The following is a 14,091-nucleotide window of genomic DNA, read 5'->3' as shown; positions in this document are numbered from 1 at the left end:
CGCAGGCGAGGGGCTTTTTTGTATGATGTGCGACCCGTGCGCACAGGGCGCCGATTGAGGTTGAGCATGCAGGCTGTAGAAGTGAAGAGCTTCCTTGAAGGAAAGCTGCCTGGTACGCAGGTGGAAGTTGAAGGCGAAGGCTGCAATTTCCAGCTGAATGTGATCAGCGATGAACTGGCGGCGTTGAGCCCGGTGAAGCGTCAACAGAGCATCTATGCCCATTTGAACCCATGGATCGCCGATGGCAGCATCCACGCGGTCACTATGAAATTTTTCAGCCGCGCGGCCTGGGCCGAGCGCACCTGAGCCCAAGGGCGTCGAGATTCTTATGGATAAATTGATTATTACCGGCGGCGTTCGCCTTGATGGCGAAATCCGTATTTCCGGGGCAAAGAACTCCGCGCTGCCGATCCTGGCCGCAACCCTGCTGTGCGATGGCCCGGTGACCGTGGCCAACCTGCCGCACCTGCACGACATCACCACGATGATCGAGCTGTTCGGTCGCATGGGCATCGAGCCTGTGATCGACGAGAAGCTCGCCGTCGAAATCGACCCACGCACCATCAAGACCCTGATCGCACCGTACGAGTTGGTGAAGACCATGCGTGCCTCGATCCTGGTATTGGGTCCGATGGTCGCCCGTTTCGGTGAAGCCGAAGTGGCGCTGCCTGGCGGTTGCGCCATCGGTTCGCGTCCGGTGGACCTGCATATCCGTGGCCTGGAAGCCATGGGCGCGGTGATCGACGTCGAAGGTGGCTACATCAAGGCCAAGGCGCCGGAAGGCGGCTTGCGCGGTGCGCACTTCTTCTTTGATACCGTCAGCGTGACCGGTACCGAGAACATCATGATGGCCGCGGCACTGGCCAAGGGCCGCAGCGTCCTGCAGAACGCCGCGCGCGAGCCTGAAGTGGTTGACCTCGCGAATTTCCTGATCGCCATGGGCGCCAAGATCAGCGGTGCCGGCACCGACACCATCACCATCGATGGCGTCGAGCGCCTGCACTCGGCCACTTACAAAGTGATGCCGGACCGTATTGAAACCGGTACCTACCTGGTAGCCGCCGCCGTCACCGGTGGCCGCGTCAAGGTCAAGGACACCGATCCGACCATCCTCGAAGCTGTCCTGGAAAAACTCAAGGAAGCCGGCGCCGAGGTCACCTGCGGCGAAGACTGGATCGAAGTGAACATGCACGGCAAGCGGCCCAAGGCCGTCAACGTGCGGACCGCTCCGTACCCGGCGTTCCCCACCGACATGCAGGCGCAGTTCATCTCTCTCAACGCCATTGCCGAAGGCACGGGCGCGGTGATCGAGACGATCTTCGAAAACCGCTTCATGCACGTCTATGAGCTGCACCGCATGGGCGCCAAGATCCAGGTCGAAGGCAACACGGCCATCGTCACCGGCACCGAGAAGCTCAAGGGCGCGCCAGTCATGGCAACCGACCTGCGGGCCTCTGCCAGCCTGGTGATCTCGGCCTTGGTCGCCGAAGGCGACACCCTGATCGACCGCATCTACCACATCGACCGTGGCTACGAGTGCATCGAAGAGAAACTGCAGATGCTCGGCGCCAAGATCCGTCGCGTACCGGGTTAATTGGAAAGTGACTGCGCGGCGATCAGGCAAGGCGAAAACAGGCGAGGAACGGCCGGGGTCGCGCCCGACTTGACTGATTGTCAATGAGCATTCCGAGCCTGTTTTCAACGCAGTATGATCGTCGCGCAGGCACTTTCCGTGGGCACACGGATGTGCCTGTTGAATCGCTTCAAATCGAGGGTGGTTTCACCCTCGATGTGTGTCCGGCGCCGCTTGCGACCGGGCATGAGTACCTTGATAAGGACTGACGTTTCCCATGTTGACCATCGCACTGTCCAAGGGCCGCATCCTTGACGACACCCTGCCGCTTCTGGCTGAAGCGGGCATCGTGCCGACCGAGAATCCGGACAAGAGCCGCAAGCTGATCATCCCCACGACCCAGGCCGACGTACGCTTGTTGATCGTGCGCGCCACCGATGTGCCGACTTACGTGGAACACGGTGCCGCCGACCTGGGCGTTGCCGGCAAGGACGTTTTGATGGAATACGGCGGCCAGGGCTTGTACGAGCCGCTGGACCTGCGCATCGCCCGCTGCAAGCTGATGACCGCTGGCAAGGTCGGTGCAGCCGAACCCAAGGGGCGCCTGCGGGTAGCGACCAAGTTCGTCAACGTCGCCAAGCGCTACTACGCCGAACAGGGCCGCCAGGTCGATATCATCAAGCTCTACGGCTCGATGGAGCTGGCGCCGCTGATCGGTTTGGCGGACAAGATCATCGACGTGGTCGATACCGGCAACACCTTGCGAGCCAACGGCCTGGAGCCCCAGGATTTCATCGCCGACATCACCTCCCGGCTGATCGTCAACAAGGCTTCGATGAAAATGCAGCACGCCCGTATCCAGGCTCTGATCGATACCCTGCGCAAGGCAGTGGAATCGCGACACCGCGGCTGATTCACCTGCGCGACCTTGAGTCGCGCCCGTCTATCCGCGTCATAGCCAATTTTCTCAGGTGCCCACGCGAATGGACTGGTAGCTTAGGGCGCCTGAGCATTTGCCATTAATGAGGCCCTCGCTATGACCGCTCCCACCTCGATTCGCCGACTCAACGCTGCCGACCCGGATTTCGCACATCATCTGGATCATCTGCTGAGCTGGGAGAGCGTGTCCGACGATTCGGTCAATCAGCGCGTGCTGGACATCATCAAGGCCGTGCGCGAGCGTGGCGACGCGGCCCTGGTGGAATTCACCCAGAAGTTCGACGGCCTGCAAGTTGCCTCGATGGCCGACCTGATCCTGCCGCGCGAGCGCCTGGAACTGGCCTTGACCCGAATCACCGTGCCCCAGCGTGAAGCGTTGGAAAAAGCCGCGTCCCGGGTGCGCAGTTATCACGAACGACAAAAGCAGGATTCGTGGAGCTACACCGAAGCCGATGGCACGGTGCTGGGCCAGAAAGTCACGCCGTTGGATCGCGCCGGCCTCTATGTGCCGGGTGGCAAGGCGTCCTATCCGTCCTCGGTGCTGATGAACGCGATTCCGGCCAAGGTTGCCGGCGTGACCGAAGTGGTCATGGTCGTGCCGACTCCGCGCGGCGAAATCAACGAACTGGTGTTGGCTGCCGCGTGTATCGCCGGTGTGGACCGAGTGTTCACCATCGGCGGCGCCCAGGCCGTGGCCGCGCTGGCCTACGGTACTGAAAGTGTGCCGCGGGTCGACAAGGTCGTCGGCCCGGGCAACATCTATGTCGCCACCGCCAAGCGCCACGTGTTTGGCCAGGTCGGTATCGACATGATCGCCGGCCCTTCGGAGATTCTCGTGGTGTGCGACGGCCAGACCGATCCGGACTGGATCGCCATGGACCTGTTTTCCCAGGCCGAGCACGACGAAGACGCCCAGGCGATTCTGGTCAGCCCGGACGCCGAGTTCCTCGACAAGGTCGCCGCCAGCATCGACAAGCTGCTGCCGACCATGGACCGCGCTGAAATCATCAACACCTCGATCAATGGCCGTGGTGCGCTGATCAAGGTCGACGACATGGAGCAGGCCATCGAAGTCGCCAACCGCATCGCGCCGGAACACCTGGAGTTGTCGGTTGCCGATCCGCAGGCCTGGCTGCCGAAGATTCGTCATGCCGGTGCGATCTTCATGGGCCGCCACACCTCCGAGGCGCTGGGCGACTATTGCGCCGGTCCGAACCACGTACTGCCGACCTCCGGCACCGCGCGCTTCTCGTCGCCGCTGGGGGTGTATGACTTCCAGAAGCGCTCCTCGATCATTTTCTGCTCGGAGCAGGGCGCGTCCGAACTGGGCAAGACCGCCTCGGTGCTGGCCCGCGGCGAATCGCTGAGTGCCCACGCCCGCAGCGCTGAATACCGCATCAAAGACGAACAGGAGGGGAACTGAAATGAGTAGATTCTGGAGCCCGTTCGTCAAGGACCTGGTGCCGTATGTACCGGGCGAACAGCCGAAGCTGACCCGCCTGGTCAAGCTAAACACCAACGAGAACCCCTACGGCCCATCGCCCAAGGCCCTCGCTGCGATGCAGACCGAACTCAACGACAACCTGCGCCTGTATCCAGATCCCAACAGCGACCTGCTCAAAAGCGCCGTCGCCCGGTATTACGGTGTGCAAGCCAGCCAGGTATTCCTGGGCAATGGTTCGGACGAAGTGTTGGCGCACATCTTCCACGGTCTGCTTCAGCACGACCAGCCGGTGCTGTTCCCGGACATCAGCTACAGCTTTTACCCGGTCTATTGCGGCCTGTACGGCATCCGGTTCGACGCGGTGCCGCTGGACGAGCAATTCCGCATTGACCCGGCGGACTATGCCAAGCCGAACGGCGGGATCATTTTCCCCAACCCGAACGCGCCGACCGGCTGCCTGCTGGCGCTGGAAGCGATCAAGCAGATCCTCAAGGCGAGCCCGGATTCAGTGGTCGTGGTGGACGAGGCTTATATCGATTTTGGTGGCGAGACAGCCATCAGCCTGGTGGATCGTTATCCGAACCTGCTGGTCACGCAAACCCTGTCCAAGTCTCGCTCGTTGGCGGGGTTGCGGGTAGGCCTGGCGGTGGGTCATCCGGATCTGATCGAAGCGCTGGAGCGGATCAAGAACAGCTTCAACTCCTACCCGCTGGATCGCCTGGCGAATGTCGGCGGCGCGGCGGCATTCGATGATCGCGAGTATTTCGACCGCACTTGCCGGTTGGTCATCGAACACCGTGAGTGGGTGGTGGCCCAGTTGCAAGCCAAGGGCTTTGAAGTGCTGCCGTCGGCGGCCAACTTCATCTTCGCCCGTCATCCCCGGCACGACGCGGCCGGGCTGGCGGCGAAGTTGCGTGAGCAGGGCGTGATCGTGCGGCACTTCAAGCAGGAGCGCATCGCGCAGTTCCTGCGGATCAGCATCGGCACGCCGGAGCAGAACCAGGCGCTGATCGAGGCCCTGGGCGAACTCTAAAGCCTGCGCATGGACCCTGTGGGGAGCGAGCCTGCTCGCGAAGGCGGTGTGTCAGTTAATGCCAGGGTGACTGACCCAACACCATCGCGAGCAAGCTCGCTCCCACATTGATTCCAGGGTTTTCTAACGATCAGCGACACTGAAATCCTTTGTGGGAGCGAGCTTGCTCGCGAAGGCGGTGTGTCAGTTAATGCCAGGGTGACTGACCCAACGCCATCGCGAGCAAGCTCGCTCCCACATTGATTCCAGGGTTTTCTAACGATCAGCGACACTGAAATCCTTTGTGGGAGCGAGCTTGCTCGCGATAGCGGCCAGATCAGCTCCCACAATTTCAGCGCTTACTCGTGATGCGGCTCGCCAAGGAACGTCAGCGAGGTAAACACCCCGCGCGTCGCGACATCCTTGTTGTCCTTGAGCGGGATTTCCATCTGGGCGGCGATCACGTTCAGGCCCTCATTGCGCACCAGTACCTTGGCTCGGCCTTCGGCATCGGTTTCGGTGCTCACAGTGCCCGGCGCGCTGCGATAGTCCCCGACAAGTTTCACCCCCACCGCCGGTTTGCCATCGAGCAGCACCCGCACTGGCAACGACTGGCCGGGGCCGACGGTGAGCGGGTCGACTTCCGGCACGATCACAAACTTGATCGCACCCAGCTTCGGCAGCTTCGCCCCCGGTTCATAGATCGCCAGGCTGTATTTGAAGGTCTGGGTCGACTCGATCGCACCCGGCACCTTGCTGCGGCCTTCGTTGATCCATTTCTTGTCAACGGTCTGCGACCACATGCCATTGTCCAATGCGACGGCCAACACGGCCGGCGGCTTGAGAGGCAGCAGGCGAGCGTGGTCTGGCAAGCGTTCCACGGTGACGGGGATCATGTTGCCTGCCAGGTCGTAGGCCCAGGCACCACTGACTTTCTGCGCCTTGAAGGCGTTGTCCTCGGCGCCGTGACCGTAGATCACTTCAATATTGCCGCGTCGTTGTTCTGTCCACAGGCCGTGGGCCGAGGCCTGGGTGGCCAGGAGCAGGCCGAGCAGGGCAAAGGTCTTGGGGTATTGCATGCTGACTTCCTTATAGATCGAGGGTGAGGCTGACAGTGAAATTGCGCGGATCGCCGGGCGTGACCCAGTAATTGCTGTAGGAGCGTTCGTAGTATTTTTTGTCAAAAACGTTGTTCAGGTTCAGGCCCACGGTGACGGTATCGCTGGCCTTGTAGTGGGCCAGCAGGTCCACGGTGTGATAGGCCGGCAACTCGAAATCCTTGCCGGCCTCACCCGAGCGATCGCCGACGTAAGTGAACGCCGCGCCGAGATCCGAGCCGCGCAGCTGCCCATCCTGGAATTCGTAGACTCCGAGCAGGCTACCGCTGCGCTTGGCGACGCCGAGGATCCGGCTGCCCGAGGGGATGATCTGGTCGCCCTTGGTGACTTCGGCATCGATGTAGGCGAAGGCGCCGATCACCCGCACCGCGTCGGTGAGCTGGCCGGTCATCTGCAGGTCGATGCCCTGGCTGCGTGCCTCGCCCACGGCGCGACTGGAGTCGGTCCCGGCAACTTGCGCCAGGACGTTTTCCTTCTCGATGTGGAACGCCGCCAGCGTGGTGCTCAGGCGGTTGTCGAACAGTTCGCTCTTGATTCCGGCTTCGTAGCCAACGCCTTCCTCCGGATTGAAAGTCTTGCCATTGGCATCCAGGCCATTGTTGGGTTTGAACGAGGTGGAAACGTTGGCAAACAGCCCGACCTCCGGCGTCAGTTGATACAACAGGCCGGCCCGCTGCGTCAGGGCGTCATGGCGTTGGCGGCTGGTCACGTCGTTGACGTGGTTGTCGATGCTTTGCTCGAAATGTTCGTAGCGCACGCCGAGCAAGCCGCGCAGCTTGTCGCTGAAGATGATCTGGTCCTGGAGGGTGACGGCCCTGCTTTCGACATGCTCGAAGAAGTCCGTGCCGGAGCGCGTGCCGTTGGGTTTTGGCTGGCCGTAGATCGGGTCGTAGATGTCGATCGGGTAAGCGCCGCCAGCGATAGTCGTCACGCGCTCGTTCTTGCGGTAGTCCTCGTATTCCGTGCCGATCAACAATTCATGCTGCCAGGGGCCGAGGTCCAACAGGCCGCGCAGTTCAAGCTGGGTGATGCTGTCGTGCCAATTGTTGTCGCGCTCGCGATAGCGGCGGTTCACCGTGCGGCCATCGGCGTTCAGCGGGCGCGCTTCGGAAGCGAATCCCCAGAGTTCACCCTGCTTGTAATGACTGGCCAGGCGCAGTTGCCAGGCGTCGTTGAGCTGATGTTCAAGGGCGGCCTGGAGCATGTTGTTGTGGTTGTCGATGTCGCCATCGTTGGGTTCGCCCAGGAAGGTCGAGCGGGACACGCCGCTCCAGCGATTGTTCGGGGCGACAACGCCTCGGTCGAAGGTCGAGCTGTGGCGAACGAGTTCGCTTTCCACCAGCAAGCGTGTGTCCGGGTTCAGTTGCCAACTGAGGGAAGGCGCGACGAAGACGCGCTTGCTGTCGACATGGTCGCGAAAGCTGTTGTTGTCCTCCACCGCCAGGTTGACCCGCGACAACACGTTGCCTTCGACGTCCAGCGGCGTATTGACGTCCAGGGCGGTTCGGTAGCGATCCCAGCTGCCGGCGCTGGTTTGCAACGTGGTGAAGGCTTCCGGTTGGGGTTTCTTGCTGACGATGTTTACCGTACCGCCCGGATCACCGCGGCCATAGAGGCTGGCCGCCGGGCCTTTCAATACCTCGATGCGCTCGATGTTGGCCGCCTCCGGGGTGCTCGGATAACCGCGGTTGGCGCTGAAACCGTCCTTGTAGAATTCCGATGTCGTGAAGCCGCGCACGCTGTATTCGTAGAGCGTCAGGCCGCCGAAGTTGTTCTGCTTCGATACGCCGCCGGCGTATTCCAGCGCTCGTTCGACGCGGGTGCTGCCGAGGTCCTTGAGCACGCTGGCGGGAATGACGCTGATCGATTGCGGGACGTCGCGCAAAGCCGTGTCGGTCTTGGTGGCGCTGACGGAGCGGGTCGCCCGGTAGCCCGAGACGGGGCCAGTGGGGGATTCGTAGTCGGACGTCACGTTGATGGCGTCCAGTTCCAGCGGTTGGATTTCTTCGGCGTAGGCGGGGTCGCCGAGCAACCCCAGCGCGAGGCTGGCAGCGGAAATCCGTTTCAGGGATGACATGTTATGTTGTTCCAATTTGCTGAATTGAAACAATATAACACTACTAATGAGAATTTATGTTATCTCTGATTTGCTGATTGAGTGTTGTTTTTGTGGGCAAGGGAGCGCGCTCCTGCTGCACCTGCACGGACTATATAGAAGCTACGTAGAAGCTATGTGAACGCTGTGTAGGAGCTGCCGAGTGCAACAAGGCTGCGATCTTGTCCCAGACAGTTGAGTCGCAAGCGAAAGATCAAGATCAAAAGATCGTCCGAACGCGGCACGAGCCTTCGGCAGCTCAGAGCCCAGCGGGAGCAAGCTCCCTCGCCACGGGGGGATGGAGTTTTACTGTTCTTCCTTGAGCACCACCGGCGCTGGCGGCGGTCGCAAACCAATCTCAGCCGTGAGCTTGAGTTCCTTGCCGTTGCGCATGACCTGGATCGTCACCTTGTCGGTGGGTTTGATCCGGGCCACCTGGTTCATCGAGCGACGGCCATCGCCCGCCGGTTCTCCGTCGATGCTCAGGATCACGTCGCCCAGTTGCAAACCGGCCTTCTGTGCCGGGCCGTCGCGGAAGATTCCGGCCACCACGATGCCGGGCCGCCCGGACAAACCGAACGATTCCGCCAGTTCCTGGGTCAGCGGTTGCACTTCGATGCCCAGCCAGCCACGAATCACCTGGCCATGTTCGATGATGGATTTCATCACCTCCATTGCCAGCTTCACCGGAATGGCGAAGCCAATGCCTTGGCTGCCGCCGGACTTGGAGAAAATCGCCGTGTTGATCCCGGTGAGGTTGCCGTTGGCATCCACCAGTGCGCCGCCGGAATTGCCGGGGTTGATCGCGGCGTCGGTCTGGATGAAGTCTTCGTAGTTGTTCAGGCCCAGCTGGTTGCGGCCGGTGGCGCTGATGATGCCCATGGTCACGGTCTGGCCGACGCCAAACGGGTTGCCGATCGCCAGGGCCACGTCGCCGATGCGAATACTGTCGGAGCGGCCGATAGTAATGGCCGGCAGGTTCTTCAAATCGATCTTCAACACCGCGAGGTCGGTTTCCGGGTCGCTGCCAATCACCCGGGCCAGGGTCTCACGGCCATCCTTGAGCGCCACCACGATCTGGTCGGCACCGCTGGTGACGTGGTTGTTGGTCAGGATGTAGCCTTCCGGGCTCATGATCACACCCGAACCCAGGCTCGACTCCATGCGCTTTTGCTTGGGCGAGTTGTCACCGAAGAAACGCCGGAATTGCGGGTCTTCAAACAGCGGATGGTTGGGTTTGTTGATGACCTTGGTGGTGTACAGGTTCACCACGGCCGGTGCGGCGGTGGTCACGGCGTCGGCGTAGGACACCGGTCCCTGCTGCACGGCCTTGGTTTGCGGCGCTTGCTGCAGGTTGACGTCAAGGCTTGGCAGCCCGACCCATTCGGGGTAGCGCTGGATAATCAGGAGAGCGACAAGCACGCCGGCCAACAGCGGCCAGCCGGAAAAACGCAGCGCCTTGAGCATTAAGCACGTCCTACAAAGGTTGCAGGCGGTATGAGACCGCCCATAATGTCGCGCATTATACGAGGCCGCGCGCGCCTCTGAACGGGATATTTAGGAGTCTTTTCATGGCCGTCGCCCTGAGCACCCTGGTCGAAGAAGCGGACCGTTACCTGGCAAGCAGCCGGATTGCCGATTATTGCCCCAACGGCCTGCAAGTCGAAGGCGCCCCCCAAGTCATGCGTATCGTCAGCGGTGTGACGGCCAGCCAGGCCTTGCTCGATGCGGCCGTCGAGGCCAACGCCGACCTGATACTGGTGCATCACGGTTATTTCTGGAAAGGTGAAAATCCCTGTATCACCGGGATGAAGCAGCGCCGGCTCAAGACGTTGCTCAAGCACGACATCAGCCTGTTGGCCTATCACTTGCCGTTGGACTTGCACGCCGAGGTCGGCAACAACGTGCAGTTGGCCCGTCAGTTGGACATCACTGTCGAAGGGCCGCTGGATCCGGATAACCCCAAGGTTGTCGGCCTGGTCGGCTCCCTGTCCGAACCGATGACGCCTCGGGACTTTGCCCGCCGGGTCCAGGAAGCCATGGGCCGCGAGCCGTTGCTGATCGAAGGCGAGCAGATGATCCGCCGGGTCGGCTGGTGCACCGGTGGCGGCCAGGGTTACATCGACCAGGCGGTGCTGGCGGGGGTTGACCTGTATCTCAGTGGCGAGGCATCGGAGCAGACGTTCCACAGCGCGCGGGAAAACGGTATCAGCTTCATCGCCGCCGGGCACCATGCGACCGAGCGCTACGGCGTCCAGGCGCTGGGTGACTACCTGGCGCGGCGTTTTGCGCTGGAGCACATCTTCATCGATTGTCCGAATCCCATCTGACTGCTTATAACCCCTGTGGGAGCGAGCTTGCTCGCGATGGCGGCGGATCAGTCAATATTGATGTGGCTGACCCACCGCTATCGCGAGCAAGCTCGCTCCCACAAAAGCTGTCGCAGTGCCCGAACCACCGGGCATATCCATATGCTGTTTCGATCTAGTTGGCGCCCTGATTAGAAGAGGTCGCTGTGCTAGGATTCCCCGCTCGAACACGGCCCGCTGGCCGTTCATAAGAAAGCTTTCGTGAGTAGCCATGGTCGACAAACTGACGCATCTGAAACAGCTGGAGGCGGAAAGCATCCACATCATCCGCGAGGTGGCCGCCGAGTTCGATAACCCGGTGATGCTGTACTCCATCGGTAAAGACTCCGCCGTGATGCTGCACCTGGCACGCAAGGCGTTCTTCCCCGGCAAGCTGCCGTTTCCGGTGATGCACGTCGATACCCGCTGGAAATTCCAGGAAATGTACAAGTTCCGCGACCGCATGGTCGAAGAGCTCGGCCTGGACTTGATCACCCATATCAACCCCGACGGCGTGGCGCAGAACATCAACCCGTTCACCCACGGCAGTGCCAAGCACACCGACATCATGAAGACCGAGGGCCTGAAACAGGCGCTCGACAAGCATGGTTTCGACGCAGCCTTCGGCGGTGCCCGTCGCGATGAAGAGAAGTCCCGCGCCAAGGAGCGCGTCTACTCGTTCCGTGACAGCAAGCACCGCTGGGACCCGAAGAACCAGCGTCCGGAGCTGTGGAACGTCTACAACGGCAAGGTCAACAAGGGCGAGTCGATCCGCGTATTCCCGCTGTCGAACTGGACCGAGCTGGACATCTGGCAGTACATCTACCTCGAAGGCATCCCGATCGTGCCGCTGTATTTCGCCGCCGAGCGTGAAGTGATCGAGAAGAACGGCACGCTGATCATGATCGACGACGAGCGCATCCTCGAGCACCTGTCCGACGAAGACAAGGCCCGTATCGTCAAGAAGAAAGTGCGTTTCCGTACCCTTGGCTGCTACCCGTTGACGGGCGCGGTGGAGTCCGAGGCCGAAAGCCTGACGGACATCATCCAGGAAATGCTCCTGACGCGAACTTCCGAGCGCCAGGGCCGGGTCATCGACCACGATGGCGCAGGCTCGATGGAAGATAAAAAACGTCAAGGGTACTTTTAAGCTTCGAGTTACAAGCGGCAAGCTGCAAGTTAAAGGCGGTATGCGTAATTTTGCAGCTTGGTGCTTGCAGCCGGTTGTTGCGAGCCGCGATTGAGTGACTCGTAATGGATTTCGAGAAGTTGGTTGTTTGGCAGAGAAGCAAGTGTCTGGCGGTGGAAGTCTACCGGGAGTTTGCCCAGTGCAGGGATCTTGGTTTCAAGGATCAAGTTACCCGATCAGCACTCTCGGTGCCCTCCAATATTGCTGAGGGAATGGAGCGTCGCAGTGCCAAAGAAAAGGTACGCTTTCTTTGGATCGCGAAGGCTTCTTGTGGAGAGTTACGAACACAGATCCTCATAGGCAGCGACATTGCTTACATTGCCCAGCCGCTGGCTGATAACTGGATTGCAGAAACTCGCGAGCTCTCAAAAATGCTCTGCGGCTTGATCAACAAAATTTCTGACTAGCTGTACGCCGACAAGCTTGCCGCTTGAAGCTTACAGCTCGGAGCTTGAACACAATGAGCCATCAATCTGATTTGATCAGCGAGGACATCCTCGCCTACCTGGGCCAGCACGAGCGTAAAGAGCTGCTGCGCTTTCTGACCTGCGGTAACGTCGACGACGGCAAGAGCACCTTGATCGGGCGCCTGCTGCACGACTCCAAGATGATCTACGAAGATCACCTGGAAGCCATCACCCGCGATTCGAAGAAAGTCGGCACCACCGGTGACGATATCGACCTGGCGCTGCTGGTCGACGGCCTGCAGGCCGAGCGCGAGCAAGGCATCACCATCGATGTCGCGTACCGCTATTTCTCCACCGCCAAGCGCAAATTCATCATTGCCGATACCCCCGGCCATGAGCAGTACACCCGCAACATGGCCACCGGTGCCTCCACCTGTGACCTGGCGATCATCCTGGTGGACGCGCGCTATGGCGTGCAGACCCAGACCCGTCGCCACAGCTTCATCGCCTCGTTGCTGGGCATCAAGCACATCGTCGTGGCCATCAACAAGATGGACCTCAAGGACTTCGACCAAGGTGTGTTCGAGTCGATCAAGGCCGACTACCTGAAGTTCGCCGAAGGCTTGAAGATGAAGCCCACCAGCATGCACTTCGTGCCGATGTCGGCCCTCAAGGGCGACAACGTGGTGAACAAGTCCGAGCGCTCGCCTTGGTACACCGGCCAGTCGCTGATGGAGATCCTCGAGACCGTGGAAGTGGCGGGCGACCGCAACTTCACCGACCTGCGTTTCCCGGTGCAGTACGTCAACCGTCCGAACCTGAACTTCCGCGGTTTCGCCGGCACGCTTGCCAGCGGCATCGTGCACAAGGGTGACGAAGTGGTGGTGTTGCCGTCGGGCAAGAGCAGCCGCGTGAAATCCATCGTCACCTTCGAAGGTGAGCTGGAGCATGCCGGTCCAGGCCAGGCCGTGACGCTGACCATGGAAGACGAGATCGACATTTCCCGTGGCGACCTGCTGGTGCATGCCGACAACGTTCCGCCGGTCACCGACAGCTTCGAAGCGATGCTGGTGTGGATGGCCGAGGAGCCGATGCTGCCGGGCAAGAAATACGACATCAAGCGCGCCACCAGCTACGTGCCGGGCTCGATCGCCAGCATCGTCAACAAGGTCGATGTGAATACCTTGGAAGAAGGCCCGGCCAGCGCGTTGCAACTCAACGAAATCGGCAAGGTGAAGATCGCACTGGATGCGCCGATCGCCCTGGACGGTTACGAGAGCAACCGCACCACTGGCGCGTTCATCGTCATCGATCGCCTGACCAACGGTACCGTCGGCGCGGGCATGATCGTGGCCCAGCCGCTGGCCCATGGCAGCAGCACCCACCACGGCAAGCTGGCCCATGTGTCGGTGGAAGAACGTACCCAACGCTTCGGCCAACAGCCGGCCACGGTGCTGTTCAGCGGCCTGTCGGGCGCGGGCAAGAGCACGCTGGCCTACGCGGTGGAACGCAAGCTGTTCGACATGGGCCGCGCAGTGTTCGTGCTCGACGGTCAGAACCTGCGCCACGACCTGAACAAAGGCCTGCCGCAGGATCGCAGCGGGCGTACCGAAAATTGGCGCCGTGCGGCCCACGTCGCCCGTCAGTTCAACGAAGCGGGCCTGCTGACCCTGGCCGCGTTCGTTGCACCAAGCGCCGAAGGGCGCGAACAGGCCAAGGACCTGATCGGCCGGGAGCGCCTGCTGACCGTCTACGTCCAGGCCTCGCCAACCGTATGTGCCCAGCGTGATCCGCAAGGGCTGTACGCGGCCGCTGGCGATAACATCCCGGGCGAGTCGTTCCCGTACGATGTGCCGCTGGATGCCGACCTGGTGATCGACACGCAGTCGCTGACGTTGGAAGAAAGCGTCAAGCAGGTGCTGGATCTGCTGCGCAAGCGTGGGGCGATCTAAGGGGAGCAGCTGCA

At 61.1% G+C, this 14,091-nt stretch carries 12 protein-coding genes; 9 read left to right on the top strand and 3 right to left on the bottom strand.

The features are described from left to right. Nucleotides 1–66 precede the first annotated feature (66 nt). From M8Q45_RS20290 to hisC, 5 genes are all read left to right on the top strand, one after another. Nucleotides 67–306 (top strand): BolA family protein, encoded by a 240-nt coding sequence (locus M8Q45_RS20290; protein WP_003221710.1) that lies wholly within the window; start codon nt 67–69, stop codon nt 304–306. Nucleotides 307–328: 22 nt separating this feature from the next. Beyond that, a complete protein-coding gene (gene murA / locus M8Q45_RS20285) occupies nt 329–1,594 on the top strand; it encodes a UDP-N-acetylglucosamine 1-carboxyvinyltransferase (protein ID WP_249876139.1) in 1,266 nt (421 codons plus the stop codon). A 256-nt stretch (nt 1,595–1,850) separates the two neighbouring features. Next, nucleotides 1,851–2,486 carry an ATP phosphoribosyltransferase gene (gene hisG / locus M8Q45_RS20280; protein WP_030139865.1) on the top strand — a complete coding sequence of 212 codons (636 nt, stop codon included), beginning with the start codon at nt 1,851–1,853 and terminating at the stop codon, nt 2,484–2,486. 123 nt (nt 2,487–2,609) lie between these two features. Continuing rightward, on the top strand, nt 2,610–3,935 hold the full coding sequence (gene hisD / locus M8Q45_RS20275) for a histidinol dehydrogenase (RefSeq protein WP_030139866.1): 1,326 nt from the start codon (nt 2,610–2,612) through the stop codon (nt 3,933–3,935). Between the two features lies 1 nt (nt 3,936). Continuing rightward, nucleotides 3,937–4,989: a histidinol-phosphate transaminase gene (gene hisC / locus M8Q45_RS20270; protein WP_249876138.1), complete on the top strand. Its 1,053-nt coding sequence runs from the start codon at nt 3,937–3,939 to the stop codon at nt 4,987–4,989. Between the two features lie 338 nt (nt 4,990–5,327). On the opposite strand, the gene M8Q45_RS20265 is transcribed toward hisC, so the two are convergent. The 3 genes from M8Q45_RS20265 to algW form a co-directional block, all read right to left on the bottom strand. After that, nucleotides 5,328–6,047, bottom strand: coding sequence for a DUF4198 domain-containing protein (locus tag M8Q45_RS20265; RefSeq protein ID WP_249876137.1), 720 nt, complete (start codon nt 6,045–6,047; stop codon nt 5,328–5,330). Between the two features lie 10 nt (nt 6,048–6,057). Next, on the bottom strand, nt 6,058–8,163 hold the full coding sequence (locus M8Q45_RS20260) for a TonB-dependent siderophore receptor (protein WP_249876136.1): 2,106 nt from the start codon (nt 8,161–8,163) through the stop codon (nt 6,058–6,060). 324 nt (nt 8,164–8,487) lie between these two features. Next, nucleotides 8,488–9,648, bottom strand: coding sequence for a Do family serine endopeptidase AlgW (algW, locus tag M8Q45_RS20255; RefSeq protein WP_198797764.1), 1,161 nt, complete (start codon nt 9,646–9,648; stop codon nt 8,488–8,490). 104 nt (nt 9,649–9,752) lie between these two features. On the opposite strand from algW, the gene M8Q45_RS20250 reads away from it, so the two are divergent. From M8Q45_RS20250 to cysN, 4 genes are all read left to right on the top strand, one after another. Continuing rightward, on the top strand, nt 9,753–10,511 hold the full coding sequence (locus M8Q45_RS20250; protein ID WP_249876135.1) for a Nif3-like dinuclear metal center hexameric protein: 759 nt from the start codon (nt 9,753–9,755) through the stop codon (nt 10,509–10,511). 250 nt (nt 10,512–10,761) lie between these two features. Further along, the gene (cysD, locus tag M8Q45_RS20245; RefSeq protein ID WP_030139871.1) at nt 10,762–11,679 is read left to right on the top strand and encodes a sulfate adenylyltransferase subunit CysD; all 918 of its coding nucleotides are present in this window, start codon (nt 10,762–10,764) and stop codon (nt 11,677–11,679) included. 104 nt (nt 11,680–11,783) lie between these two features. Further along, nucleotides 11,784–12,125 (top strand): four helix bundle protein, encoded by a 342-nt coding sequence (locus tag M8Q45_RS20240; RefSeq protein WP_249876134.1) that lies wholly within the window; start codon nt 11,784–11,786, stop codon nt 12,123–12,125. Nucleotides 12,126–12,178: 53 nt separating this feature from the next. Next, nucleotides 12,179–14,077, top strand: a complete 1,899-nt coding sequence (cysN, locus tag M8Q45_RS20235) for a sulfate adenylyltransferase subunit CysN (protein WP_249876133.1) — start codon at nt 12,179–12,181, stop codon at nt 14,075–14,077. The last annotated feature ends 14 nt before the right edge of the window (nt 14,078–14,091 follow it).

The sequence above is a fragment of the Pseudomonas sp. T1.Ur genome, from assembly GCF_023516725.1.
Classification (GTDB): Bacteria; Pseudomonadota; Gammaproteobacteria; order Pseudomonadales; family Pseudomonadaceae; genus Aquipseudomonas; species Aquipseudomonas alvandae.
Note: the sequence above shows the minus strand (reverse complement) of the source record. Positions and strands in the feature narration are given on the sequence as shown.

What these genes read in the sequence shown, in the direction of transcription:
- M8Q45_RS20290 (WP_003221710.1), top strand. Translation starts at nt 67, where the DNA reads ATGCAGGCTGTAGAAGTGAAGAGCTTCCTTGAAGGAAAGCTGCCTGGT.
- murA (WP_249876139.1), top strand. Translation starts at nt 329, where the DNA reads ATGGATAAATTGATTATTACCGGCGGCGTTCGCCTTGATGGCGAAATC.
- hisG (WP_030139865.1), top strand. Translation starts at nt 1,851, where the DNA reads ATGTTGACCATCGCACTGTCCAAGGGCCGCATCCTTGACGACACCCTG.
- hisD (WP_030139866.1), top strand. Translation starts at nt 2,610, where the DNA reads ATGACCGCTCCCACCTCGATTCGCCGACTCAACGCTGCCGACCCGGAT.
- hisC (WP_249876138.1), top strand. Translation starts at nt 3,937, where the DNA reads ATGAGTAGATTCTGGAGCCCGTTCGTCAAGGACCTGGTGCCGTATGTA.
- M8Q45_RS20265 (WP_249876137.1), bottom strand. Translation starts at nt 6,047, where the DNA reads ATGCAATACCCCAAGACCTTTGCCCTGCTCGGCCTGCTCCTGGCCACC.
- M8Q45_RS20260 (WP_249876136.1), bottom strand. Translation starts at nt 8,163, where the DNA reads ATGTCATCCCTGAAACGGATTTCCGCTGCCAGCCTCGCGCTGGGGTTG.
- algW (WP_198797764.1), bottom strand. Translation starts at nt 9,648, where the DNA reads ATGCTCAAGGCGCTGCGTTTTTCCGGCTGGCCGCTGTTGGCCGGCGTG.
- M8Q45_RS20250 (WP_249876135.1), top strand. Translation starts at nt 9,753, where the DNA reads ATGGCCGTCGCCCTGAGCACCCTGGTCGAAGAAGCGGACCGTTACCTG.
- cysD (WP_030139871.1), top strand. Translation starts at nt 10,762, where the DNA reads ATGGTCGACAAACTGACGCATCTGAAACAGCTGGAGGCGGAAAGCATC.
- M8Q45_RS20240 (WP_249876134.1), top strand. Translation starts at nt 11,784, where the DNA reads ATGGATTTCGAGAAGTTGGTTGTTTGGCAGAGAAGCAAGTGTCTGGCG.
- cysN (WP_249876133.1), top strand. Translation starts at nt 12,179, where the DNA reads ATGAGCCATCAATCTGATTTGATCAGCGAGGACATCCTCGCCTACCTG.